The sequence below is a fragment of the Natronococcus pandeyae genome (assembly GCF_008122205.1).
Classification (GTDB): Archaea; Halobacteriota; Halobacteria; order Halobacteriales; family Natrialbaceae; genus Natronococcus; species Natronococcus pandeyae.
Genome location: NZ_PHNJ01000001.1, coordinates 22,894 through 45,832, shown reverse-complemented (window position 1 = coordinate 45,832; position 22,939 = coordinate 22,894). Strand labels below are relative to the sequence as shown.

Below are 22,939 nucleotides of genomic sequence, written 5' to 3'. Positions count from 1 at the left end.
GCTAACCCGACACACCTCGTAACGACCGTATGGCAGAGACGCTGTTCGAACTCGAGCACGCCTACGACCGAACCGACCTGGCCGCCGTCTTCCGCGAGTTCGCCGATTCGCTCGAGGCCGGGACCACCGTCGAACTGCACACGGCGGAGACACACCTCAGTGTCGACGTCCCCTCCAGAGTCGTCGCCGAACTCGAGGCCGGACACGAGGATGGCGTAACGGAACTCGAGTTCGAACTCGAGTGGGACGATCCCGAGGGAACCAGCGTTCGGGTTTCGGACGCCGAACCCGAGGCGGCCGAGCCAGCCGCCGACTCGAACGCGGACGAATCCGGACCGTCGGTCGATCCGGCAGCGGCGACGATGCCGCCGGACGCAATCGCCGGAAATGCGGAGTCGGAATCGACCGACGGCGAGCGAGCACAAGCGACGGCTCAGGAGAGCGGGCGGCGCAGTCGCTTCGAGGTGTACCAGGACAACGCCGGCGAGTGGCGCTGGCGGCTGGTTCACTGGAACGGGAACATCATCGCCGACAGCGGCGAAGGGTACAGCACGCGGTCGAACGCCAGGCGAGCCGCACGCGGCGTCATGCGAAACGCGCCGACCGCGCGTCTCGAACACCGCGACACGTAGCGACGGGTGATCGACCCCGAGACGCCTCGAAATCAGCGGTCGACGAACTCCTCGAGGTCGAAGCCGTCGCGTCGGGTAGGTCGCTCGTACTCGAGCGACGGCGTCGCGTCTGCGGGGATCGCGTCGTACTCCCGGAGGAACTCGCGGATCCCGCGTTTGCCGCCGAAATCACCGCGGTACCGCCGGAAGAGCCGCGGGATCGTCGCGGTCCCGCCGTCGGGGTCGTAGCTGACGGTCTCCTCTAAGTACCACCGGATCGCGATATCCAGTTCCTCGTCGACGTCGGCCGCCGAGTAGACCGCGATCGGCGGACAGTGTTCGCCGCCGCGACTGACCGCGAAGTGGATCCGCGGTTCGCAGCTCTCGAGACGGAACCGGCGTTCGAACGGCGAGGGGAACGGTCGCGGCACGTATCCGAGCCCCCAGGGGTGTTTCGAACTCCGGAGCATCCCGTGTTGAATGTCGTTGAGACTCAACCAGACGCCGCAGATGGGGATTCGATCCCGGACGAAGAACTTCCAGCGGTCGACGATGCCTCCCTCGAGCAGTTCCGGCGTCTCCTCGATGAGCAACTGGGCGTAGGCGTTGTAGCAGTTGAGCCAGAACGAGAGTCGACGTTCCCGACTGGAGAGGGCCCGGTCCAGCCGAGATGGATCGAGCGACGCCAGATGCGTTCGCAACCAGTTGGGATCCCCCTCAGTCTTGACTGTGTACAGAAGATCCGCCGACAGGGAGAGGGGATCGAGCTGGGTGGACATCCGTGCCATACTTGGCCAACCAGCTTATTGAAGCCGTGTTGTGGCTGTATACGACACTCTTCTGTTGGAATATGTCGGGTTCGCTTTTATCCACGTAACGGCCGATAGCTAGCCCGTGAATCTCAGCAAAGGCTATCTCCTCGCACTCGTCACGATCTTCGCCTATCTCTCCTGGCAACTCGTCGTTCCCTTTCTCCAGTACGTCCTCCTGGCAGTTCTGCTCGCGTTCGTGCTCTTTCCGCTGCAGAAGCGCCTCGAAGGACGAATATCGCCGGCGATCTCCGCGTTCTTGCTCGTCGGCCTCGCGATCGTCGGGTTCATTATTCCGTTCGTGCTCGTCGCCGCAGTGATCGCCGAAGACGCTGCGGATCTTCTCCAGGAGGCCGACCCCGAGACGCTCCAGTTCGCCGAAATCGAAGAGCTAATCGAGGAAGAGACCGGGATGGAAGTCAATCTGACGGCGACGCTGGCCGACTCCGCCGAACAGATCGGTTCGATCGTCCTCGAGCAGGCGACGGCGTGGTTCAGCGCGGTCACGCACGCGTTGATCGGGCTCGGGCTGGCGCTGTTCTTGCTCTACTACCTGCTCAAGAGCGGCGACGACCTGCTGGCCTGGATCCGAGAGATCACTCCGCTGCCGAGCGACGTCCAGGACGATCTCTACGACGAACTCGACGAGGTCATGTGGGCCGTCCTGGCCGGCCACGTCCTGATCGCGATCATCGAGGGAGTCGTCGCCGGTCTGGCCCTGTTCGCAGTCGGCATCCCGAACGCCGCGTTCTGGACGTTCGTCATGGTCATCCTCTCGCTGGTGCCGCTGATCGGCGCGCCGCTGGTGTGGGGTCCCGCAGCGATCTATCTCGTCTTGATCGGCGAACCGGTGCTCGCCGGAGCACTGGCCGTCTACAGCGCCATCGTCGTCGGCGTCGCCGACGACTACCTCCGGCCGATCGTCGTCGACCGCTACGCCGAGATCAGTCCCGCCGTGATCATCCTCGGCGTGCTCGGGGGGATCTACGCGTTCGGCATCATGGGCCTGTTCTTCGGCCCGGTCGTCGTCGGCGCGCTGATCGCGATCCTCGAGGTCGTCGACGACAACTACGACCGCCTCGGGGGCGAGTCCGGGACGACGTAACAGTCGATAGTAGCGCGACTTCGCCATTCAGGATCAGGCCTGAAACTGAGTTGGTCGATTCGTCACCGACGGATGCGCGTGGAACGTCCGGCGTCGAATCTGCAGCCCTACCCAACCACCGCCGGGTGGGACTGAAAGGGCCGGGGGCTTTCGCGGTACTCACCGAGAGCGCATATCCTGCTCGCACGAACACACGGGATGGCCACACCCTCCCCAGCCGGCTCACTCGCTTGCGGGCTCACGGCCGCTGGCCGTTCGCCCCTCCGCGGCGCTCCGCGCCGCGCTCCGCTCGTTCGCCCCTCGCACACCGGTGTCGACCGTCCTCACTGGTGCTCACGGTCCCCTTCGGTCACCGTTCGCTTTCCGAGGTGCTCGCAGGCTCGCACCTCGCTACGTTCGGCCGGCCGACAGCGCGCGCCACCGCAGCGAGGGGTGGCCGGCCCGAAGTGAGACGCCGTTCCCGTGCACGTAACCCGAGTTTCACGTGCCCTACTGAATACCGAAACCGTGCGACCAACTACTGGTAAGCGGAAAAGAGGACGGACGCGAAACGAACGCGCTCGTCGTGCGGTTCGAGACAGCGTCGAACGCGCGGTCGACGGTTTCGGGATCGGAATTTCGAACGGCCGCAGTCGACTACCGCTCTTCGCCGCGGAGCGCCCGGTACCCCGCGTAGAGGATCCCGGCGAGGCCGAGACCGAGAACCGCCCCGCCTGGCGTCCGTCCCCGCTGTCGGAGCCGGGTGTAGAGGCTCGACTCGGCGACGTGGCCCTCGTAACCGCCACGCTCCTCGAGATCCCCCGAAGAGTCTTCGAGCCCGTTTTCCGCGTCCGGCCGCGGCGGCTCGTCCTTGCGCTGTTGGGGGCCGAACACGGTCTTCATCAGCGTATCCATCAGGCTCGGCGCGTACTGCCCGAGCAGCGAGAACTGCTTGCCGCCGCCGCCGACGGTGACGTCCCGCTGGGGGTGTTCCGCGGCGTGTAGAATCGCTCGCGCGACCGTTTCGGGTGCGTACACCGGCGCCGGAACCGTCGCCGCGTCGTCCATGTAGTTTTTCGCGTGCTCCGGGTACGGCGTGTCGATCGCGGCCGGTTTGACGAGCGTCACGGTGATCGGCGCGCCCTCGTCCTCGAGTTCCATCCGCAGCGTGTCGGTGAAGGCCTTGACGGCGTGTTTCGAAGCCGAGTAGCTACCCTGGAGCATGATGGCGCGATCCGAGACGATGCTCCCGATATTGATGATCGTCCCGCCACGCTCCCGGAGGTGCGCTGCGGCCTCGAGCGAGCCGTACAGTACGCCCCAGACGTTGGTGTCGAACTGTTCGCGCATCTCCTCGGCCGGAACGTCCTCGAGCGTCCCGTAGATCGAAACCGCGGCGCCGTTGATCCAGGTGTCGAAACCGCCGTACTCGTCCTCGGCGACGCGGGCGATCTCGCGGACGTCCTCCCGGTCACCGACGTCGGCGACGACGTACTCGGCGTCGCCGCCCTCGTCCTCGATCCCGTCGGTCGCCTCCCGCAGGGCGTCCTCGCTCCGTGCCGCGAGGACGACGCGCGCACCGCGGTCCGCCGCCATTCGTGCGGTCGTCAGCCCGATACCCGACGAGGCGCCGGTGATCACGATCACCTGCTCCTCGAGCGGTTTCGGACTCTCGGTCGTCGCTTCCTGTCCACTGTCTCGAACGCCGGGGAGTCGGAGACGGCTCATAAGTGTCTGTCGGGGACGACGACCTTTCGCTCGGTGCCTGTATGCGCGTGCACCGTCTCGAGTGGCCGATACCGCCCTCGAGGCGACCGTCTACGATCGGTTGCGGGAACTATAAGTCAACGAAGCGACGGGTAGTCGGTATGTCAGTCGCCGACGCCGCGACGACGGCCGACGCCGTCGTCGACGAGATCCTCTCCGCAGTGGTCGCCGATCGAACCGTCCTGGAAGACGTCACCGCCGGAGTGCTCGCCCGCGGACACGTCCTGCTCGAGGACGTCCCCGGAACGGGCAAGACGCTGACGGCCCGGTCGTTCGCCACCGCGCTCGGCCTCGAATTTTCCCGGATCCAGTTCACACCCGACCTCATGCCGGCCGACGTCACCGGCTCGTACGTCTTCGAGGAGGAGACCGGCGAGTTTCGTTTCACTCCCGGTCCGGTGTTCGCGAACATCGTCCTGGCCGACGAGATCAACCGCGCGCCGCCGAAGACCCAGTCCGCGCTGCTCGAAGCGATGGGGGAAGGACAGGTAACCGTCGACGGCGAGACCCACGAGCTTCCGGACCCGTTCGTCGTCATCGCGACGCAGAACCCCGTCGAGCAGGAGGGAACGTTCGAACTGCCGGAAGCCCAGCGAGACCGCTTCATGGTGAAGACCTCGCTCGGCTATCCCGATGCTGACGGCACGCGGGAACTACTCGATCGCCGCGCCGACCGCGATCGACCGGAGCCGACCGTCGAACCCGTCGCCGACCGCGAGACGGTGCTCGAACTCCAGCGGGTGCCCGAGTCCGTCGTCGTCGAGGGACCGGTGCGAGACTACATCGGCGAGATCTGTCGCAGGACGCGTACGGACGGCCGCGTCGACGTCGGCGTCTCGCCGCGGGGCGTCCAGCGGCTGTTCGAAGTGGGTCGCGCACGGGCGGTCCTCGACGGTCGCGACTACGTCGTCCCGGACGACGTCAAGCGCATCGCCGGACCTGCACTCGCCCACCGCCTCGTTCTGGATCCCGAGGCGAGCATTCAGGGAGCGACCCGTCGGGCAGTCGTCGACTCCGTTCTCGACGCCGTCGACGTGCCGGCGATGGACTCTCCCTCACCGTAACAGGAACCGCACCCCGATAACGACCGCGACGACCCCGGCGAGCACGCCCGCCGTGGCCGGCACAGACAGCGTCGGCTCGAGCAGCGTCGCGCTCCAGAGCCCGACCGCCGCGACGACGACGCCGACGGCGGCGACGGTGGCGCTCCAGGCGAACCGGACGAGTTGGGGTCTCGGTGTGGCTCCCTCCGGACCGATTTCGTACGCGAGACCGCGCCCGTACCGGCCGAGATCGTACACGAGGAGGCTCGCCGCGAGCGCGACGAACGGTGTTGTGCCGGTTCGGACGGCCTCGAGTCCGGTCGCGCCGCCGTCCGCGAGTGCGCCGAGGACGACGGCGCCGGCGGCGAGCGCACCGGCGATTACGCCGACCGGTCCCGGAAGTCCGTCTTTGCCGAGGATCCCGACGTACCACGCCAGTGCGCCGCCCACGCCGAGTGCCACGACGGTTCCGGTGGATAGCGGCGTGACGACCGACCAACCGAGAACGCCGACGGCGAGTCCGAGCAAGAGCACGATGCCACAGACCCCACCGACGACGATCGGGATGATCGCGTTTTCCCGGCTCGAGCGGGGCCACGACCGTCGAACGACGATCCCGAGCGCGGCGAGCCCGAGACCCGAGGCCGTCACGAGTGCGAGCAGTCCGCGAACGATCGCGCTGTCGGCGACGGCCACGACGAGCGGGAAGACCCAGCCGACGGCTGCCACGAGCAAAAGACCGACAGCGAGGACGACGCCACCGAGCACGACCGACCGCACCAGTGCGTCTCTCGCCGCAACGCGCGCATCGTGGCTGGCGGGCGTCGCGAACGCCGCCGGCGGCACGGCGAGCAATCCACCCGCGACTGCGAGCGCCGCGACGACGATTCCGACGAACAGTCCGGAGAGTCCGTCCCTGGTGAGCCAGATCGCTGCGTCGACGGGCGACTGCGACTGGGCCGACGTTTCGAGGCCGAGTGCGAACAGGCCGCCGGCGACGACGACGGCCGCCGCGGCTCCCGCAGCGATTCCCGCTCGTCGGAGCGCGGCCGACGACGGCGAGCCGACGACGACCCCGCCGATACCGAGGCCGAGTGTCACCCCGACGAACACCAGCACGACGGCGGTCGGTCCGGCCGACTGAGCGACGACGGCGAGCGTCCCCAGGACAACGGTCGGCAGCAGGGCCGACGCGAGCGCCACGCGCCGAAGCGAGCCGTCGAACCCGACGGTCGTCGCCGCGAGGGCCGTCCCCCCGAGGACGGCGGCGACGACTACCGGTTCGTGAGCCGCGAGTGCGACCGTTCCGACGACCGCAGCGACCACAACAGCTCGAGCGGTCGTCGTCGGCAGCCGAGAGCCGGCGGCGCTCATCGCCCACCCACCTCCCCGATAGCGTCGTGTAACACGAGCCCGAGCGGTCGATCGAGGGGCCAGTCGACGACGCGGGCGCCGAGCGCTCGAGCACGGGCGAGTCGAGTGTCGCGATCGAGTGCCTCGAGTCGCGTCGCGACGTCGTCGGCGTGGGCGACGTCGGGAGCCACGACGCGGACGGCGTAGCCGAGCGTCCGGAGCCGTTCGACCAGTTCGAGCGCCTCGTCGTCCACGAACGAGGAGAACAGATAGACCTGCGCCTCGCCGGGGAGCGTCCGGGGAAGCGTCGCGATCGGATCGCTCGTCAGCGTGCGGGCGCGAACGCCGTCGACCGACTCCGACTCCCGGACTGCGCGTAACAGCTCGGTCGCCCGTCGTCGCGTCTCCGGATCGGTACCCGGTGAGACGGTCGTCAGGAGCCGGTTGTGAAGGGTGACGATGCCAGTGGGATGGCCCGCCGCGAGCAGCGTCTCGAGGGTCCGTTCGGCGGCACTGGCCGACAGCTCCACTGCGGGAAGCTGTGCCGTCGCCGCACGATGCTGGCTGGACCGGACGTCGACGACGCAGACGATCCGCGTCGCCCGCTCGGCACGATACTCGACGGTCGCCAGGTCCCGCGTGCTCGCGTACCGACGCCAGTCGATCGACCGGACCGGGTCGCCCGACGCGTACTCGCGAACGGCGTAGAACTCGACGCCGCTGCCGCCTTCGTCCGTCGGAACCTCCCCCGCGTAGTCGTTCGTGCCGCCGCCGAGCGGTACCCGTTCGACGGCCGACGAACAGCGGAGCGCGTCGTCGCCGAGGACGGGTTCGGTTCCGGTCTCCGCGACCGTCCCCGTGAGGTCGCGCGTCCGGACGCTTACGTCCTCGAACGCGTGCTCGCCGCGCCGGAGTTCGACCGCGTACTCGAGGGTCGTCTCCGCGCCCGGCTCGAGGGTCGCACAGCGTCGAGGCGACCCCGAACTGACCGGGAGCGCGTCGGGCACCCCGTCGACGACCCGCAGGTCGACGAGCGGCTCCGGGCCGACGTTCTCGACCGTCGTTCGAACCGTGACGGTGTCGCCGGGATCGCCGGCGGGACCGTCTGACTCACCGCCCTCGGTCGCGTTCTCGGTAGTCGCCTCCGACTCGAACGTGTCGCCGACGGCGAGTTGCCGCCGAACGCGGATCGAGGGCGAGGGCCGAGTACCGAAGACGGTGGCGGCGACGTACCACAGCGGGAGCGTCGCGGCGGCGACGAGCACCTGACTTCCGGTGGCGAGACCGAGGCCGGCGAGCGCGAGCGCGGCGACGAGCGCCCACTCGCCCCGGTCGAGGCGGTGAACGCCGCGGTCGGTCATCGCTCCACCTCGCGGTGCTCGGGGCGGCCGTCTTCGATCGGCCCGCCGGTTTCCTCGGTTCTCTCGACGCGCTCGATGGCATCGAGCGTCCGGCGAACGCGACGGTAGTAGGCAGCGCCGGGATCCACCGCGCCGCGGAGTCGCTCGGGAACGGGTTGTGACCGCTCCGCCGCGAGGAACGCCGCGGCGACGGGATCGTCCGTCCACTCGCCCGAGCGGATGCGATCGCGGGCCGTCTCGGCTGCGAGCCCGCGTCTCGTCCGGACGACGCGGACCGCGCCTTCGAGGAGCCGCGCGCGAACGTCTCGTCCCGATTCGGTCTCCCGGCAGCTGTACCGGCTGTTCGCAGCGATCTCGAGGGCACGGTCCGTTTCGCGGATTACGGGTGCCGTCGTATGCGTCAGGCCCGTTTCGGGCGCTGCTCCCCGACCGATCGACGACACGTCGGGCCGAGTGGTGGCCCACAGCCACCAGACGGCGCTCGCCACGACCGCCAGCCCGAGCAGCGGGAACAACACCGCGAGCGGATACAGCGTCGTCGCGAGAAGGGTCCCGATCCGCGGGACGTAGCCGCCGAACAGCACCGCGCCGACCGTCAGGACGGTGCCGAGACCGACGACCGCTGCTGCGGTCCGTTCCGGGTCGACCGCGGCCAGCCGACCGATCGCTCCGCGCCACGACTTCGAGCCGCTCATTCGTCTCCCTCCTCGTCGGGTTCGTGCTCGAGCAGTTCGTCGGTCGCCTCCCGAGCGGTCGCCACGCGGTCGGGCGACGGCTCGCGGTCGCCGTACTCGAGGTCCCGGACGACCCGAACGAGCCGTCGGACGCCCGCCGCGGGGAATCCGGCGGCGAGCGCGTGACGAGCGGCCTCTCCCGGCGTCCGCGTTTCGCGGTCCTCGAGGTCGAGCCTATCGAGGAAGGCGTGCCACGCCGCTCGCACCTCCGCTCGGGGTCCCCGGGGCTCGAGCCGTTCGGGTGCCAGGCCGGGGACGTCGGTATCGTCGGTCGTTCGACCGGCGGTCGTGCCTCCGTCCTCGGTCCCGTCGTCGCCACGGCCGAACACCGACCGAACGCTCCGATCCGACGAACTCGTAATCGAGCCGAGCGACGGAAGCGTGGCAAACAGTCGACCGACCGACGGCAGCGAGAGGTCGAACGACGGGACCCCGGCGGCGACTCGTGGAAGCGAGAGCGAGCGATTCAGTCGCGGTCTCGACGGCCACCAGGATCCGTCGAACAAGACGGTGAACGCCCCCGCGAGCCCGACGAACAGCCCGGGAAGGCGTTCCCCGCGGCGCCGCTCGTAGGCCGCAGCGAACTGCAGATACGTCACCGTCGCCCCGACGGCGAGGCCGGGAACGAGCACGGCGAGCGCAGTCAGTCGGAGGTAGAGGTTCCCGACGGTCGCCGTCGTCGTCTCTGCGCCGACCTCGGCCGTGACGATCGCCTCGTCGTCGAGCGGCAACCACAGCCGCGCCAGGCCGTCCTCGCCGGTCTGCACCTCCTCGCCCGACTCGAGCGAGACAGTCGCGTTCGGGACGCCGACGCCGTCGGCCGACACCTGGACGGGAGCCGGAGAGCCCGGGAACAGCAGCGAGGTCGCGAACTCGACGTTCGGTTCGGCGACGTCGACCGTGCGTTCGCTCGCGACCGGGCCGCGTTCGACCCGTAGCTCCGCCGGGCCGGCCGACTCCGGAAGCGTCACGTCGGCCGACCCGTCGGCGTCGGTGGTCGCGACGGCCTCGTCCTCGAGGTAGACCGTCCCGTTTTCCACCGGCGTCGAACCGACCGCGGCAGCAACCTCGAGGTCACGGTCCGGGGCCGCACCGTCGTCTGCCTCGAGGGTCGCGTCCGTCTCGACGGCTACCGTCTTCGACTCGTTGATCTCGGGAACCGTGACGTTCATCTCCTCGGCGTACGGGACCTCGACGGTGGTTCGACCGAAGCTGTTCGTCTCTGTGACGTCCTCGCCGTTCACCTCGACCGTCCGGCCGGCGAAGTGGGGAACGTCGTCGATCTCGACCCTGATCTCGTTGCCGGGCTCGAGCGCACCGTCGATCTCGATCTCCTGGCTTACCTCGTCGACTGCGTCGCTCTCGTCGTCGCCGGTGTCGTCGGTATCGTCATCCCCGGTTTCGGTCGCTCGTTCGGCAGGATCCGATCCCTCCGTGATCGTCTCCCAGCCGCCAGCCGCCGGAGCGTCGTCGGTTCCACCCGGCGTCTCGAGGCGCGGGTCGGCCGCCGGAAGCGCGCTCACGACGGTGAGCAGGCAGACGACACACGCCAGGACGAACAGGAGCCGCCTCGTCTCGGTCACGAACGTCCCTCCAGTTCGGCGGCGATATCGGTCAGTCGTCGAACGCGGTCGTCGGCGGGCGGGTGGGTTCCGGACGCGGTTCCGTCGGTGGGAGTCGACGGAGTCGTTCCCTCGAGCCACGCCGTGATGCGCTCACGACGGCGGCTCTCGTCGGCCGGTCGCCGAATCGAGGGCAGCGACGCGGCCTCGCGGCCGGCGATCGGCTCCGTCGGAACGATACACAGCGCGCGCGTTTTCGCCACCCGGAGATCCGTCGCCGGCGTCTCGGCAGTCTCCGCGAGCGTCACGAGCGCGGTCGCGAGCGCCAGCGGATTCCCGGTGATTCGGGCGGCCGCGGCGTCGGCTGCGAACTCCCGGGTGTGTGAGAGCGTCCGGGTCGCCCAGTCTGCCACTCGAGGAAAGAGCCACAGCACGGGCGCGACGAAGACGGCGGTCAGGGCGACCAGCGGCAGGAACCACGTGAGTGCCGCACGACTCCGTCCGGAGAGTTCGGTCGGGTGTCGAACCGCTCGGCGGGCGAGCTTCGAGGCGTGGTAGGCTCGGTCGGCAATCTCGAGGAACAGCGTCGTGATCGTCATCAGCGTCACGTCGCGGTTGGCGACGTGGGCGACCTCGTGGGCGAGGACGGCCTCGAGTTCGTCGGCGTCGAGTGCGTCGATCAGCCCCGTCGTGACGACGACCGTCGCGTCGGTGAACCGACCGACGGTGTAACAGCTCGCGGTCTCGTCGTCGACGACGCGGACGTCCGGTTCGGGCACGTCGGCGGTCATCGCCAGTCGACGGACCGTCCGAGCGACCGCGTGTTCCTCGTCGCCAGCGGTTCGTCCCGTCCTCGAGAGGACGCGTCGGTAGCCGTAGCAGACCTGCGCAACGAGGAAGCCGGCGACCAGCACCAGGAACGTCGACCAGGTGACGGGGAGCTGAAGGAGGTCGAACCCGACGCTTCCGTGACGAAGGTAGACGATGCTGCCGCCGACGACCGCCGGGAGCAAGACGCCGTACGACCACAGCAGCGCGAGGACGAACAGGGCGTTCACTGCAGCGAACACGGCGAGGACGGCACAGATCCGAAGCCGAAGACTCATGGAGGGCGTTCGTTCGAAATCGTCAGCGAACTACCAAAAGTGTTACGTGTAGTGATAGTCATTACTGCTGTCGTTCGGACGGGATTACGGTTCGATTTTTCACGTCGTGGAACACGTGTCGGAGAGAGAATACTTCCGGACGGCACTCGTCGTTCGAACCGGTCGGGGTTCCATTGACAGTCACAGACAGGACCACTCCTGTTAGCCAACTACTCCGGCCCCTTTGTCGATCGCGAGTGAGACGGCTACCCGAGTACGTGCCACGAGATCGGCCGAGTCCTGGCCAGCGCACTCGCCGTGCGAGAGTCGACGCGACCGGTCCGTTGCTGTTGTGTGAGTCTCGAGTCACCGGTCGAAGACGCGTGAGAACGAGCCCCACACCGCCGCGAGGGCCGTCCTGATCCGTCGGGCTTTTGGCTTGCGGGGCCCGAGAGTGGGACAACGACGATGGCCCGGTATCACATCGAAACGTACGGCTGCACGTCTAATCGCGGGGAGAGTCGCGAGATCGAGCGACGGCTCCGCGACGCGGGCCACTACCGGGTCGACGGCGCCGACGAGGCCGACGTCGCCATCCTCAACACCTGCACCGTCGTCGAGAAGACCGAGCGCAACATGCTCCGGCGGGCCGAGGAACTGGCCGACGAGACCGCCGATCTGTTCATCACGGGCTGTATGGCCCTCGCGCAGGGCGAGGAGTTCGCGCAGGCCGACGTCGACGGGCAGGTGCTTCACTGGGACGAAGTTCCCGAGGCCGTCACGAACGGCGAGTGTCCGACAACGACTCCGGATGCCGAACCGATCCTCGACGGCGTCGTCGGGATCCTCCCGATCGCGCGCGGGTGCATGTCCGACTGCTCGTACTGCATCACCAAGCACGCGACGGGCAAGATCGACTCGCCGTCGATCGAAGAGAACGTGGAGAAAGCCCGCGCGCTGATCCACGCCGGTGCGAAGGAGATCCGCATTACCGGTCAGGACACCGGCGTCTACGGCTGGGACGAGGGCGAGCGCAAGCTTCATCGACTGCTCTCCGAGATCTGCGAGATCGACGGCGAGTTCCGCGTCCGCGTGGGGATGGCCAACCCGAAGGGCGTCCACGGCATCCGCCAGGAGCTGGCGGACGTCTTCGCCGAGTACGACGAACTGTACGACTTCCTGCACGCACCCGTCCAGTCGGGCAGCGACGACGTCCTCGGCGATATGCGCCGCCAGCACCAGGTCGAGGAGTATCTCGAGGTCATCGAGACGTTCGACGACCACCTCGACTACTGGACGCTCTCGACGGACTTCATCGTCGGTTTTCCAACTGAAACGGACCACGACCACGCCCAGTCGATGGCCCTGCTCCGGGAGACCCGCCCCGAGAAGATCAACGTCACCCGGTTCTCCAAGCGTCCGGGCACCGACGCCGCCGAGATGAAGGGCCTCGGCGGGACGATCAAGAAGGAGCGCTCGAAGGAGATGAGCGCGGTCAAGCGGGAAATCGTCGGCGAGGCGTACGCCGATATGGTCGGCGAGACCCGCGAGAACGTCCTCGTCGTCGAGCAGGGGACCGCCGACTCGGTAAAGTGTCGCGACTCCGCGTACAGGCAGATCATCGTCCAGAACGCCAGCGATCACGGCGTCGAGCCCGGCGACTTCGTCGATCTCGAGGTAACGGCTCACGAGACGATGTACGCGTTCGGCGAACCGGTGTAGCGCACGGAGTTCGCGTGGCGATCAGAGATCCGCGACCGCCGCCTCGATCTCCTCGCGGGGTAACGGCGAGATCCAGTCGTCGGCGACGAAGGCGTACCGCACCTCGCGGTCGGAATCGACGACGAACGCGGACCGCCAGGGTGTCGAGACGTCGGCCATGTGCGAGCGGTCCGCCAGCAGATCGAGCGAGTCGCTCACCTCGCCGTTCACGTCGGCGAAGAACCGGAAGTCGGGACGATCCAGCCACCGGAGAAACTCGTTCTGGGCGTAGGGGCCGTCCCGACTCACGCCGAGAACGGCGACGTCCTCGAACTCCTCCCAGCCGGCGCGAACGAACCGTTTCCACCAGTTCTGTGCGATCGCGCTGAACGCGAGGCCGGTGCAGACGACGACGCCGCCTCGAGCACCGAGCGCGTCGGAGAGTCGAGTCGATCGAAAGGTCTCGCCGTCACACAGCGGTGCCTCGAAGTCGGGCAGGGTTTCGCCCACGGTCGGTGGCATATCCGGGACTCTCGTGCGATCACCAAAAACCCCCGGACGCCGGGGACTGGCCGACAGACGTGTCGGAGACACGTAGGCTTTTACTGCGGGAAGCGAAACGCCCGAGCATGGTTACGCTGTACCGTCTCGAGGGCTGTCCGTACTGCGAAATCGCCGTCGATCGTCTCGAAGAACTCGACGTCGAGTACGAGAGCATCTGGGTCGAAGGGCTCCACTCGAAACGCGACGAAGTAAAACGCGTCTCGGGACAGCGAGGCGTTCCCGTCGTCGTCGACGACGAGTACGGCGTGACGATGCCCGAATCGGAACGGATTCTCGACTACCTCGAGTCGACGTACGCCTGAGCGGGGTCGGTTCCGCCCGGGTACCGGCTGCTCACTCGTCTTCGTCGAGTTCGTGCGGGTCGAGGCCGGGATCGTCGACGGACGGCGCACCGATCGCGAGGATGACGCCCTCCTCGTCGCCGACGTTGCGATGACCGTGGCCGACCTCCGGCCGGGCCATCCAGAACGTTCCTGGTTCGGCCTCGACGTACTCCTCCTCGCCGGAGCGGCCGAGTTTCAGGGAGAACTCGCCCTCGAGGACGAAGTACAGCTCCTCCTGCTCGGCGTGGGCGTGGTACTGGATCTCCTCGCCGGGTTCGAAGTACCAGAGCTTGAGCTGGATGTGCTCGGACGGGAGGAAGTCGTCGATGGCTCGGATCTGCAGGTCCGGGGGTATCTCGTCGATCTCCGAGAGATCCGTCAGCGGAACTTCGTCGGTGTGTACCACCTCGTATTCCATCTCGACCTATCACAGGGCGACGAGGAGCAAAAGTGTCCGGTCGACCGGTCCCATTTGCTGGTTCTCGTCCGCGAGGACGGTTCGGCCCGGTCGCGTCGTGCGGTCGGAAGGCCGCTTACCGACGGAAACCGGTCCCGCCGTCGTCCGCCGTTGATTTCGGAACGACCCCGATCTCGCCCTCGAGCGCCTGCGGGTTCGCCTGCCCGAGATCGATCCCCGCCTCCTCGAGGCGGTCGACGATCTCGCGGGCGTACTCCGAGCGGACGCGACCGTAGGTGATGCGATCCGGATCGGCGATCCACAGCGAGGCGACGACTTCGACGGTCTCTCCGAGTTCCGTGATGCGTACGACCGGCTCCGGCCGCTCGAGGACGTCCGGGTTCTCGGCCGCCGCGTCCGCGAGGATTCGCACGACGGTATCGAGGTCGTCGTCGAAGTTGACCTGTACCGGCACCGTCAGGCGAAGCCGTTCGTTGAACACGGCGTTGGTGACCGCGTTCGCGGTCAGTTCGGAGTTCGGAACCGAAATCACCTCGTTGTCGAAGGTCCGGACTCGCGTCGATCGGAACCGGATGTCCTCGATGACGCCCTCCTGTTCGTTCCAGCGGATCCAGTCGCCGATGTTGAACGTCGAGTCGGTGACGATGAAGACGCCACTGACCAGGTTGCCGACCACGTTCTGGGCGGCGAAACCGAGCGCGACAGTAAAGCCGGCGACGAGGATCGCGGCGCGCTCGAGGATGAAGTTGAGACCGGCCAGCGAGAGACCGATCACGAGCGCACCCGCGATCACGCCGAACGAGGCGGCGCTCTCGAGCCCCTCCCGAAGGGTACGTTCGGTGCCCCGGTAGTCCAGCAGGAGGCCGAGAAGTGGACGGAGGATGAAACGTCCGACCGCGTACACCAGTGCGAACGTCAGCAGGAAGGTCGCGACGTTGTCGAGCAGCGAGAGATAGGCGCGGATCAGCTCCTCGAACGGGGCCAGAACGGACACAGCGTCCGGATACCACCGCGATCCGCACAAGGATTCGGCCGGCACTCGCGGCGGCGTCGGCTCTCGAACGTCGAGGCGGTCGGTCCGTCAGTCGACGATGACTGCACCGTCCTCCTCGGGCACCGTCGCTCCCTCCTGGTCGGCGAACGCCTCGTGGAGGTGCTCGTAGGTGTCCTCGAGTGCCTCGACGATCACCGAGGTATCGCTGATGACGGGCATGAAGTTGGTGTCGCCCTGCCAGCGGGGGACGACGTGCGTGTGAAGGTGGTCGTCGATCGAGCCGCCGGCACCGTCGCCGAGGTTCAGCCCGGCGTTGAAGCCGTCCGGTTCGAGGGCGACCTCGAGCGCGTCGAAGGTTCGCTGTTTCAATCGGGCGTGATCGAGCAGTTGTTCGTCTGTAAGTTCCCCGTACTCGCCGGTGTGTGCGTGCGGGATGACCATCACGTGACCGGGGTTGTACGGGTAGTTATTCAGCAGAACGAACGCGCGTTCGCTGCGTGCAACGAGCAGGTTCTCCCGATCCGACTCCCGTTCGGGGAGTTCACAGAACGCACACGAGTCGATATCCGCGTTCTCCTTGTCGCGTTTGATCCACTCGATCCGCCACGGTGCAAACACCTGTTCCATACCTCTGCCCACTCGAGCGACGCCTAAAGCGTTTCAATTCGCGCGCGCGTCGACACCAATCGACCCTCTCGCTGCCCCATCACCAAAGTGCGTCCCGTCCGAAGAGGCGCGGTTTGCCGCATCTATGAACGGTCTTGGCGGATCTCGATGCCTCTTGACGACCCAGTAATAGGTCCTTGGGGTCGAGTGTCTCACTGTTCGGGGTGATGGAGAGGTTTAAGATGTTGCTATGACAAAGAAGTAATAATGGCAACGACGGACGACTCATTCAATGGGCTGACCGAGCACTGTAACGACTGTGATCTCGAGACACTGCACGAAATATCGGTTCAGATCCGGACCGAGAGCCGCAAGGAAGAGAACGCACAGTTCTCCCGCGAACCCTACCGCGTCGCCGAGTGTCAGCGCTGTGGCAACCGTTCCAGCCAGCGAATGAACAACGCGTGAGCGATTCCGACCGGGTTACGCCGTCGTCACTTCGCAGCCATCTTCGGTGACGATGATCGTGTGCTCTTTCTGACTGACGAGATAGCCGTCGTCCTCCTTGAGCACCGGGTAGCCGTGAACGATGTCGTTGCGTTTGAGTCGGCGCAGCGCCATCTCCGCGCGATCCGTCTCGAGCCAGCGGGTCGCGAACGGCAAGGTGCGGAACTCCTCGGAGATCTGTTCCAGGGCCTCACGGGCCTGCCGGTTCCGGACGGTTCCCTCGCGCTCGAGCGCGAAGATCTCCTCGCTCGCTCCTTCGGTGACCTTGCCGCCGCCGTCGGTCGCGAACGGTTCGATCGCGACGACGTCGCCGACCTCGAGCGTCGTTCCCTGTGAGACTGCCCGGTTCGGGATGGTCGGAGTGGTGTGTTGCTCCCAGTGGCCCAGTCCGTGGCCGGTGAGGTTGACGACCGGATTGAAGCCGTAGCCGTCGATGACGTCCTCGATCTCCGCGCCGATATCGCCGGTCTCGACGCCCGGTTCGATCATCTCGAGTGCGGCCTCGAGCGCCTGTTCCGGCGCTTCGGCGAGTTCGGGGTTGCCGGAGAGGTCGACGGTGATCGCGGTGTCGGCGAGCCAGCCGTCGACGTGAACGCCGATATCCAGATTGATCATCTCCTCGCCGAACGTCGACTCGTCGTCGATCGACGGCGTCGCGTGGGCCGCCTCCTCGTCGATCGAGACGTTGACCGGAAACGCCGGCTTTCCGCCGAGTTCTCGGATGCGGTCCTCGGCGTACTCGGCGACCTCGAGGTGGCTCGCGCCGACTTCGACGCGCTCGACCGTCTCTGCGCGAACCTGCGAGAGAATATCGCCTGCTTCGCGGTGTTTCTCGTACTTCTCGGACTCCAGATCCACCTCGGACTCAGTCATGCAATGGAGTTAGATCGGTCGACAAAAAGAGGTTCCGTCTCTCGTCGAGTGACAGGTGCGATCAGGTGTGCACCGGGAGCGGTGGCGGCGATAGCTCACGACGTGGACGGCGACGCTGCGACCCACTGACACGCCGGACAGGTCTCGACGCCCTGCACGTTCGAGAGTGTCGTCTCACAGCGCGGACAGTGTCGTGAACCGTGGTGTGGTGAGTGAAGCATCATCCACAGAGAGAATCACGACAATAATAAAACTGAGCCACGACAATCGTCGAATCCTGTCCGCTGACCGTCGAGCGTACCCGACGGTCAGATGAGACCGATCGTTTATCGACGAAACGGAGAGGAAACACCTGAAACAGTCATCGGGGTTTTGGCAGTCGAACACCTCCACTCACCTGGCGTGAGAGACGCCAGATCCGGGCAATCCACGCAGAGACTGGACGAACGACGTGGACGTGATCCCTCGAGGCCGCCGACAACGAGCGTACCCGGCGGGAGAGCCGTCGGCCTCGAGGCGATCACGACGAGCGATCCGTCGCCCGCGCGGTCTGCATTCCGTCACTGTTGTACGCCGAGCCGAGGGTTCCGCGCGCGTCGATGGCGATGACGCCGGCCGTCGAACCGGTGAGTTCGGCGAACTCCTCGATCGCGAGCTCCGTCGCCGCGTCGGCGTCGAGCCCGCGCTCGACGTGGCCGGCCACCCGCTTGGAGAGCGTGACGCGAGCGATATCCTCGCCGGCGCCGGTCGCGCTCACCGCAGCGGACGGGCAGGCGTAGAAGCCGGAGCCGACCTGCGGGACGTCCCCGACGCGGCCCGCGAGTGCGAGCCAGCGGCCGCCCGTCGACGTCGCCGCCGCGAGACGCTCGCCGTCGAAGGCGACCGCGCCGACGGTGTCGTGATCCAGATCCGCAGCGTCTGCATCCCGAGTCGATTCCGCCGCCTCCTCGCGACCGTCCGGATCCGTCCGTCCGTAGCGCTCGCTGATCCACTCGAGTTCGCTCCGCGGCCCGCCGCTCGGCGGCTCGAGGGCGGCCCATTTCTCGCGCGTGCGCTCCGACCAGAGGTCGACGCCCGTCTCGACGCCGAAGGCCTCGGCCAGCGAGACCGCATGCCCTCCCGAAAGGAAACCGTGTGGCGTCTCCTCCATCACGATCCGGGCGACGCTAACCGCGTGTTCGACGTCCGGCATCGAACAGGCCGCACCGACCGACCGGTCGTCGGTCATGATCCCCGCGTCGGTCCGAATCTCGCCGTCGCTCTGGACGGCGCTGCCGACGCCCGCGTTGAACCGCGGCGAGGACTCGAGGACGCCGATCGCATCTTCGACCGCGTCGACCGGGTTCGCTTGCGCCGCACCGGTTTCCGCGGCCTCGTCGAGCACCGCCTGTCGTGGTTCAGGTTCCTCCGGCGTGCTGCCGGCACCACCGTGTACGAGTACCTGCATACGCTCCCCTGTTAAGGCGACCACAGTAACACTTTCGTGACGAACTGCTGTCGGTGAGAAAACCCCCACACTTACGAGCGCAGCCTGAGTACCGATGGCGACGATGACGCCGGCTGTCCTACTCGTCGGATTCTGCGCCACGATGACCGCGATCGCGATCGGCCGACTGGTCGTCGACGACGAGCGCGATCCGATCGACGTCGGGACGGCACTGGTCGTTTTCGGGATCACGCTCCTGTCGGCGCTGTGGGTCGCACTCGAGGAAGGGTGGCTGTCGCTGCCGGGACGAGCTCTCCTCGCGATCACTGGGTTCGCCGCGGTCGGTTCCGGCGCGGTCGTAATCGGTCGACACTGGGAGACCCCGACCGATGCCGAGCGATCACAGACACGTCAGGCGGATGACGACGACGGGGATTGCGCGTAACGGCCGTATCGCGGTTCGTCGCGACGGTATTCGACGTTCGACGAACCGTTATATAACGATCGAATCGGTGTTTTGGCGGTCTAAGTGATTCTACGGGCTGATCTTTACACGATTGGCAGCGGTCGGCCGGCTGACCGGGCACAATGAGACGCAACATCGGCGGAAATGAGAGACCTTTTACCCCCATCGAGGCACCGTACAGACGAGATGAGCTACGACAAGATCGAGGTCCCCGAAGAGGGGGAAAAGATCACGCTGAAAGAGGGCACCGACGACGAGCTCGAGGTCCCCGACAACCCAATTATTCCAATTATCTACGGTGACGGTGTCGGGAGCGACGTCGGCCCTGCCGCCCAGAAGGTTCTCGACGCCGCCGCGGACGCAACCGGTCGCGAGATCAACTGGATGCGCGTCTACGCCGGCGAGTCCGCTCGCGAGAAGTACGACGAGAACCTGCCGGACGAGACCGTCGAAGCCATCAAGGAACACCGCGTCGCGATCAAGGGTCCGCTGACGACGCCCGTCGGCGCCGGCTTTCGCTCGCTGAACGTCGGTCTCCGCAAGCTGCTTGATCTGTACGCGAACGTTCGTCCGACCTACCATCTCGATGGCGTCCCATCCCCGGTCAAGGAGCCCGAGCAGATGGATATGGTCACCTTCCGTGAGAACACGGAGGACGTCTACGCCGGTATCGAGTGGGAAGCCGGCTCCGACGAAGTCGAGCAGGTAAAGGAGTTCGTCGAAGGCGAGATGGGCGCCGACAACGTCATTCACGACGGTCCCGTCGGCATCGGCATCAAGCCGATCACCGAGTTCGGAACGAAGCGACTCGTCCGCCGCGCCATCGACTACGCCCTCGAGCACGACCGCGACTCCGTCACGCTGGTCCACAAGGGCAACATCATGAAGTTCACCGAGGGTCAGTTCCGCGACTGGGGCTACGAGGTCGCCGAAGAGGAGTACGGTGACGAGGTCATCACCGAGGACACCCTCTGGGAGGAACAGGACGGCGAGGTCGACGACGATACGCTGGTCGTCAACGACCGCATCGCGGACAACATGCTGCAGCAGCTGCTGACCCGTACCGACCAGTACGACGTCATCGCGACGATGAACCTGAACGGGGACTATATGTCCGACGCCGCCGGCGCCCAGATCGGTGGCCTCGGCATCGCACCCGGTTCCAACTTCGGCGACGGCCGTCTGCTCGCCGAACCCGTCCACGGCTCCGCGCCCAAGTACGAGGGCCAGGACAAGGTCAACCCGACCGCAATGATCCTCTCGGGCCGCATGATGCTCGAGTACCTCGGCTGGACCGACGCCGCGGACCTCGTTCGCGACGCCGTCGAGGAGACCATCTCCTCGGGCAAAGTGACGTACGACCTCGAGCGTCAGCTCGAGGACGCCGAGAAGCTCGCCACCAGCGAGTACGCCGAGGAAGTCGTCGACAACATCGAAAAACTGGCGTAAGCCAGTTTTTCGGACAGTCGGAACGCAGTTCCGACGCTTTCGAGAAGCTTTCGTAGAACGCTTCTCGGACCTTCGCGGCTCCGCCGCGAAGACATCGAAAAGCTGGCGTAAGCCAGTCTTTCGGACAGTCAGGCCGCGTTGCGGCCTGGCGCTCTCGAGAACCGTTCCAATTTTCTTGCAGTTCTGTCTCGTCCCTGTACGTTGGGGACCCGTCGTCTCTTTCACCGATCGCCGTCGGGTCCCGAATCCAGGAGCGACGGCCCGAGCGATTCACGATCGTGATAAAAGCTTATGCCAGCGGGTAGACCAGTAGTGTCTCGTTAAATAGATGCCCCCAGAACGCACAAGCAATCTGAAATACCCTCCAGGAACCGTCCCCGCTGCGATCGTAACGGGAACGCGGGGTCGCTCCCCGTCGAAGCGGAATCGAGAGCCGAACCGGACGGAGCAGACCCTGGGAGCATCTCGTCTTCGTGCGAACGGCGACAGACGACAGCGGCCGGCCGACGGTGATCTGTAGATGCAGCGACGGAAACTCCTCTCGGTGACCGGGATCACGCTTGCAGGCGGGGCTGCGACCGCGTACAGACTCTCTCGGCGACCATCCGACGACGACCCCGACTCGAGTCGTGTCGACGACTCGCAGAACGACGCTAAACCGGACGTGAGCGGCGACGAGGGTGGCGACGAGCGGACGGACAGTGACGACAGAACGAACAGCGACGATGACGACGAGCAACCGCAACGCGACGACGAGAAATCGCCGCCCTCGATCGAAGACAGCGAGGGGATGGTGGTCTTCACGTACGACGACAGCCACATAAAAGACTACACGCTCACCTACCGGGTTCACCAGGAGTACGACGTTCCCGGCTGCATCGCGGCCTGTCCGGGCACCATGCTGGAACAGGACGACTTTCTCGACCCGGAACACCTCCTCGAGATGCACGAGGACGGGTGGAGCGTCATGTCTCACACGTACCGCCACCGCGTCCTCGGTCGTATTCGATTGACCGAGCCGGCTCCCAGGGGAGCCGACCGGATCTACGTCGAGTGGAACGAACACGGTGCGATCGAAGACGACCCGCTCGTCGTCTTCGACGAGGACAGCCGCGTTTCGGCGTCCGCCGCCGGCCGTGGAAGCGACTCGAGGGGCGACTACGTCGAACTCGCGGAGCCGTTGCGCGAGTCGATCGACGAGTCGGGCTACGTCAGGTACCCACAGGAGTTTATGCGGGAGGTGCTCGAGAAGACCGACGAGACGCTCGAGTCGTGGGGGATCGACGTCACCGGGTTCGTCTACACGTACGACCGGTATCACGGCGCCGTGGAGGACGTCGTCCGCGATCGGTACGAGACGGTCGGGAACCACCGCTACGGCGGCGGACACAACGAACTCGACGGACTCGATCCGACGACGATACGGCGGCTGTACATCGAGACCGACAAGTCGACCGAGAGAGAGATCGACTCGTTCATGGCAACTGCCGCGGAGGAAGACGTCCTCTCGGTCGTCGGCGCCCACTCCTTTTTCGAGACGTTCGACGAGGAACGCCTCCGGTACACGATCGAGTCGGCGATCGAAAACGACCTCGCGATCGTCACGATCGACGAGGCGCTCGCGGAACTCGGGTTTCAGTAGTTCCGACATCGACCGGGGCTTTTCGACGGACCGTAACGCTCTCGACTCGAGCGACGCTACCGCCGCCATGGTCGAAGCACGCGTCGCCGAGGGAGACGCCGAACGCGAGGACGCCTTCGCCGTTCGCCACGAGGTGTTCGTCGAGGAACAGGGCGTCGACGAGGAACTCGAGTACGACGAGCACGATTCCGACGCCGTCCACTTCGTCGCCTACGACGGCGACGAGGCGGTCGGCGCCGCGCGACTGCGGGAGCTCGAGGACGAGGACGGAGTCGCCAAGGTCGAACGCGTCGCCGTCCTCGAGCCGCGACGCGAGAAGGGGATCGGCCGAGAACTGATGGCCGTCCTCGAGGCGGAGGCTCGAGAGCAGGGGCTCGAAGAACTCAAACTCCACTCGCAGACCCACGCGGCCGGCTTCTATCGCGACCTCGATTACGAACAACGCGGCGAGGAGTTCGAGGAGGCGGGAATTCCTCACGTCGAGATGCGAAAGGGGTTGACTGGGTCGAATACCGCGTCACGCGAGTGAGCGAGGAGCGGAAACGTACCATTCTTGTTACT

Annotated in this window: 23 protein-coding genes; 10 read left to right on the top strand and 13 right to left on the bottom strand. The window is 66.4% G+C overall.

Annotation, left to right across the window (positions count from 1 at the left end):
* Positions 1 to 29: 29 nt before the first annotated feature.
* The gene (locus tag CV102_RS00240) at positions 30 to 632 is read left to right on the top strand and encodes an amphi-Trp domain-containing protein (protein WP_148855644.1); all 603 of its coding nucleotides are present in this window, start codon (positions 30 to 32) and stop codon (positions 630 to 632) included.
* A 32-nt stretch (positions 633 to 664) separates the two neighbouring features.
* Here the strand turns inward: CV102_RS00240 and CV102_RS00235 are convergent, their stop codons facing one another.
* Positions 665 to 1,390 carry a DUF547 domain-containing protein gene (locus CV102_RS00235; RefSeq protein WP_148856522.1) on the bottom strand — a complete coding sequence of 242 codons (726 nt, stop codon included), beginning with the start codon at positions 1,388 to 1,390 and terminating at the stop codon, positions 665 to 667.
* 115 nt (positions 1,391 to 1,505) lie between these two features.
* On the opposite strand from CV102_RS00235, the gene CV102_RS00230 reads away from it, so the two are divergent.
* The gene (locus CV102_RS00230) at positions 1,506 to 2,525 is read left to right on the top strand and encodes an AI-2E family transporter (protein WP_148855642.1); all 1,020 of its coding nucleotides are present in this window, start codon (positions 1,506 to 1,508) and stop codon (positions 2,523 to 2,525) included.
* Positions 2,526 to 3,161: 636 nt separating this feature from the next.
* Here CV102_RS00230 and CV102_RS00225 read toward each other — a convergent pair.
* Positions 3,162 to 4,232, bottom strand: coding sequence for an SDR family oxidoreductase (locus tag CV102_RS00225; protein ID WP_148855640.1), 1,071 nt, complete (start codon positions 4,230 to 4,232; stop codon positions 3,162 to 3,164).
* A 140-nt stretch (positions 4,233 to 4,372) separates the two neighbouring features.
* On the opposite strand from CV102_RS00225, the gene CV102_RS00220 reads away from it, so the two are divergent.
* Positions 4,373 to 5,335 (top strand): AAA family ATPase, encoded by a 963-nt coding sequence (locus tag CV102_RS00220; RefSeq protein WP_148855638.1) that lies wholly within the window; start codon positions 4,373 to 4,375, stop codon positions 5,333 to 5,335.
* Here CV102_RS00220 and CV102_RS00215 read toward each other — a convergent pair.
* From CV102_RS00215 to CV102_RS00195, 5 genes are read right to left on the bottom strand one after another with little or no spacing between them, the layout of a single operon-like run.
* A complete protein-coding gene (locus CV102_RS00215; protein WP_148855636.1) occupies positions 5,327 to 6,688 on the bottom strand; it encodes a hypothetical protein in 1,362 nt (453 codons plus the stop codon). The two genes, CV102_RS00220 and CV102_RS00215, sit on opposite strands and share 9 nt — an antisense overlap.
* On the bottom strand, positions 6,685 to 8,028 hold the full coding sequence (locus CV102_RS00210) for a DUF58 domain-containing protein (RefSeq protein WP_148855634.1): 1,344 nt from the start codon (positions 8,026 to 8,028) through the stop codon (positions 6,685 to 6,687). Before CV102_RS00210 ends, CV102_RS00215 begins: the two co-directional genes overlap by 4 nt.
* Complete coding sequence (locus tag CV102_RS00205) at positions 8,025 to 8,723, bottom strand: DUF7269 family protein (protein WP_233710604.1); 699 nt, start codon at positions 8,721 to 8,723, stop codon at positions 8,025 to 8,027. The genes CV102_RS00210 and CV102_RS00205 overlap by 4 nt, the downstream gene beginning before the upstream one ends.
* Positions 8,720 to 10,345 (bottom strand): DUF4129 domain-containing protein, encoded by a 1,626-nt coding sequence (locus tag CV102_RS00200; RefSeq protein WP_148855632.1) that lies wholly within the window; start codon positions 10,343 to 10,345, stop codon positions 8,720 to 8,722. Before CV102_RS00200 ends, CV102_RS00205 begins: the two co-directional genes overlap by 4 nt.
* Positions 10,342 to 11,430, bottom strand: a complete 1,089-nt coding sequence (locus CV102_RS00195; RefSeq protein WP_148855630.1) for a M48 family metalloprotease — start codon at positions 11,428 to 11,430, stop codon at positions 10,342 to 10,344. Before CV102_RS00195 ends, CV102_RS00200 begins: the two co-directional genes overlap by 4 nt.
* 447 nt (positions 11,431 to 11,877) lie before the next feature.
* Between CV102_RS00195 and CV102_RS00190 the strand changes: the two genes are divergently transcribed.
* Positions 11,878 to 13,131, top strand: a complete 1,254-nt coding sequence (locus tag CV102_RS00190) for a tRNA (N(6)-L-threonylcarbamoyladenosine(37)-C(2))-methylthiotransferase (RefSeq protein ID WP_148855628.1) — start codon at positions 11,878 to 11,880, stop codon at positions 13,129 to 13,131.
* 21 nt (positions 13,132 to 13,152) lie between these two features.
* On the opposite strand, the gene CV102_RS00185 is transcribed toward CV102_RS00190, so the two are convergent.
* Positions 13,153 to 13,632, bottom strand: a complete 480-nt coding sequence (locus tag CV102_RS00185) for a redoxin domain-containing protein (RefSeq protein ID WP_148855626.1) — start codon at positions 13,630 to 13,632, stop codon at positions 13,153 to 13,155.
* Positions 13,633 to 13,739: 107 nt separating this feature from the next.
* Between CV102_RS00185 and CV102_RS00180 the strand changes: the two genes are divergently transcribed.
* Positions 13,740 to 13,976: a glutaredoxin family protein gene (locus CV102_RS00180; protein WP_148855624.1), complete on the top strand. Its 237-nt coding sequence runs from the start codon at positions 13,740 to 13,742 to the stop codon at positions 13,974 to 13,976.
* Positions 13,977 to 14,007: 31 nt separating this feature from the next.
* Here the strand turns inward: CV102_RS00180 and CV102_RS00175 are convergent, their stop codons facing one another.
* The 3 genes from CV102_RS00175 to CV102_RS00165 all read right to left on the bottom strand — a co-directional run bounded on the left by CV102_RS00175 (position 14,008) and on the right by CV102_RS00165 (position 16,036).
* Complete coding sequence (locus CV102_RS00175; RefSeq protein WP_148855622.1) at positions 14,008 to 14,415, bottom strand: cupin domain-containing protein; 408 nt, start codon at positions 14,413 to 14,415, stop codon at positions 14,008 to 14,010.
* Between the two features lie 115 nt (positions 14,416 to 14,530).
* Entirely contained in the window at positions 14,531 to 15,409 is an 879-nt protein-coding gene (locus tag CV102_RS00170) for a mechanosensitive ion channel family protein (protein ID WP_233710603.1), read from the bottom strand.
* Positions 15,410 to 15,496: 87 nt separating this feature from the next.
* Positions 15,497 to 16,036, bottom strand: coding sequence for an HIT family protein (locus CV102_RS00165; RefSeq protein ID WP_148855620.1), 540 nt, complete (start codon positions 16,034 to 16,036; stop codon positions 15,497 to 15,499).
* A 246-nt stretch (positions 16,037 to 16,282) separates the two neighbouring features.
* Between CV102_RS00165 and CV102_RS00160 the strand changes: the two genes are divergently transcribed.
* Positions 16,283 to 16,483, top strand: coding sequence for a DUF7835 family putative zinc beta-ribbon protein (locus CV102_RS00160; protein WP_148855618.1), 201 nt, complete (start codon positions 16,283 to 16,285; stop codon positions 16,481 to 16,483).
* A 15-nt stretch (positions 16,484 to 16,498) separates the two neighbouring features.
* Here CV102_RS00160 and map read toward each other — a convergent pair whose 3' ends face one another.
* Positions 16,499 to 17,395, bottom strand: a complete 897-nt coding sequence (gene map / locus CV102_RS00155; protein WP_148855616.1) for a type II methionyl aminopeptidase — start codon at positions 17,393 to 17,395, stop codon at positions 16,499 to 16,501.
* Positions 17,396 to 17,915: 520 nt separating this feature from the next.
* Entirely contained in the window at positions 17,916 to 18,842 is a 927-nt protein-coding gene (locus tag CV102_RS00150) for an isoaspartyl peptidase/L-asparaginase (protein ID WP_148855614.1), read from the bottom strand.
* Positions 18,843 to 18,945: 103 nt separating this feature from the next.
* On the opposite strand from CV102_RS00150, the gene CV102_RS00145 reads away from it, so the two are divergent.
* From CV102_RS00145 to CV102_RS00130, 4 genes are all read left to right on the top strand, one after another.
* Entirely contained in the window at positions 18,946 to 19,266 is a 321-nt protein-coding gene (locus CV102_RS00145) for a hypothetical protein (RefSeq protein WP_148855612.1), read from the top strand.
* A 207-nt stretch (positions 19,267 to 19,473) separates the two neighbouring features.
* Positions 19,474 to 20,736: an isocitrate dehydrogenase (NADP(+)) gene (gene icd / locus CV102_RS00140; RefSeq protein WP_148855610.1), complete on the top strand. Its 1,263-nt coding sequence runs from the start codon at positions 19,474 to 19,476 to the stop codon at positions 20,734 to 20,736.
* Between the two features lie 520 nt (positions 20,737 to 21,256).
* A complete protein-coding gene (locus CV102_RS00135) occupies positions 21,257 to 22,378 on the top strand; it encodes a polysaccharide deacetylase family protein (protein ID WP_148855608.1) in 1,122 nt (373 codons plus the stop codon).
* 67 nt (positions 22,379 to 22,445) lie between these two features.
* Positions 22,446 to 22,907, top strand: coding sequence for a GNAT family N-acetyltransferase (locus tag CV102_RS00130; protein ID WP_148855606.1), 462 nt, complete (start codon positions 22,446 to 22,448; stop codon positions 22,905 to 22,907).
* Positions 22,908 to 22,939: the final 32 nt, after the last annotated feature.

Excerpts from the sequence above, each read along its gene's own strand:
- CV102_RS00240 (WP_148855644.1), top strand. The coding sequence starts at position 30 with ATGGCAGAGACGCTGTTCGAACTCGAGCACGCCTACGACCGAACCGAC.
- CV102_RS00235 (WP_148856522.1), bottom strand. The coding sequence starts at position 1,390 with ATGTCCACCCAGCTCGATCCCCTCTCCCTGTCGGCGGATCTTCTGTAC.
- CV102_RS00225 (WP_148855640.1), bottom strand. The coding sequence starts at position 4,232 with ATGAGCCGTCTCCGACTCCCCGGCGTTCGAGACAGTGGACAGGAAGCG.
- CV102_RS00220 (WP_148855638.1), top strand. The coding sequence starts at position 4,373 with ATGTCAGTCGCCGACGCCGCGACGACGGCCGACGCCGTCGTCGACGAG.
- CV102_RS00215 (WP_148855636.1), bottom strand. The coding sequence starts at position 6,688 with ATGAGCGCCGCCGGCTCTCGGCTGCCGACGACGACCGCTCGAGCTGTT.
- CV102_RS00210 (WP_148855634.1), bottom strand. The coding sequence starts at position 8,028 with ATGACCGACCGCGGCGTTCACCGCCTCGACCGGGGCGAGTGGGCGCTC.
- CV102_RS00205 (WP_233710604.1), bottom strand. The coding sequence starts at position 8,723 with ATGAGCGGCTCGAAGTCGTGGCGCGGAGCGATCGGTCGGCTGGCCGCG.
- CV102_RS00195 (WP_148855630.1), bottom strand. The coding sequence starts at position 11,430 with ATGAGTCTTCGGCTTCGGATCTGTGCCGTCCTCGCCGTGTTCGCTGCA.
- CV102_RS00190 (WP_148855628.1), top strand. The coding sequence starts at position 11,878 with ATGGCCCGGTATCACATCGAAACGTACGGCTGCACGTCTAATCGCGGG.
- CV102_RS00185 (WP_148855626.1), bottom strand. The coding sequence starts at position 13,632 with ATGCCACCGACCGTGGGCGAAACCCTGCCCGACTTCGAGGCACCGCTG.
- CV102_RS00180 (WP_148855624.1), top strand. The coding sequence starts at position 13,740 with ATGGTTACGCTGTACCGTCTCGAGGGCTGTCCGTACTGCGAAATCGCC.
- CV102_RS00175 (WP_148855622.1), bottom strand. The coding sequence starts at position 14,415 with ATGGAATACGAGGTGGTACACACCGACGAAGTTCCGCTGACGGATCTC.
- CV102_RS00165 (WP_148855620.1), bottom strand. The coding sequence starts at position 16,036 with ATGGAACAGGTGTTTGCACCGTGGCGGATCGAGTGGATCAAACGCGAC.
- CV102_RS00160 (WP_148855618.1), top strand. The coding sequence starts at position 16,283 with ATGGCAACGACGGACGACTCATTCAATGGGCTGACCGAGCACTGTAAC.
- map (WP_148855616.1), bottom strand. The coding sequence starts at position 17,395 with ATGACTGAGTCCGAGGTGGATCTGGAGTCCGAGAAGTACGAGAAACAC.
- CV102_RS00150 (WP_148855614.1), bottom strand. The coding sequence starts at position 18,842 with ATGCAGGTACTCGTACACGGTGGTGCCGGCAGCACGCCGGAGGAACCT.
- CV102_RS00145 (WP_148855612.1), top strand. The coding sequence starts at position 18,946 with ATGACGCCGGCTGTCCTACTCGTCGGATTCTGCGCCACGATGACCGCG.
- icd (WP_148855610.1), top strand. The coding sequence starts at position 19,474 with ATGAGCTACGACAAGATCGAGGTCCCCGAAGAGGGGGAAAAGATCACG.
- CV102_RS00135 (WP_148855608.1), top strand. The coding sequence starts at position 21,257 with ATGCAGCGACGGAAACTCCTCTCGGTGACCGGGATCACGCTTGCAGGC.
- CV102_RS00130 (WP_148855606.1), top strand. The coding sequence starts at position 22,446 with ATGGTCGAAGCACGCGTCGCCGAGGGAGACGCCGAACGCGAGGACGCC.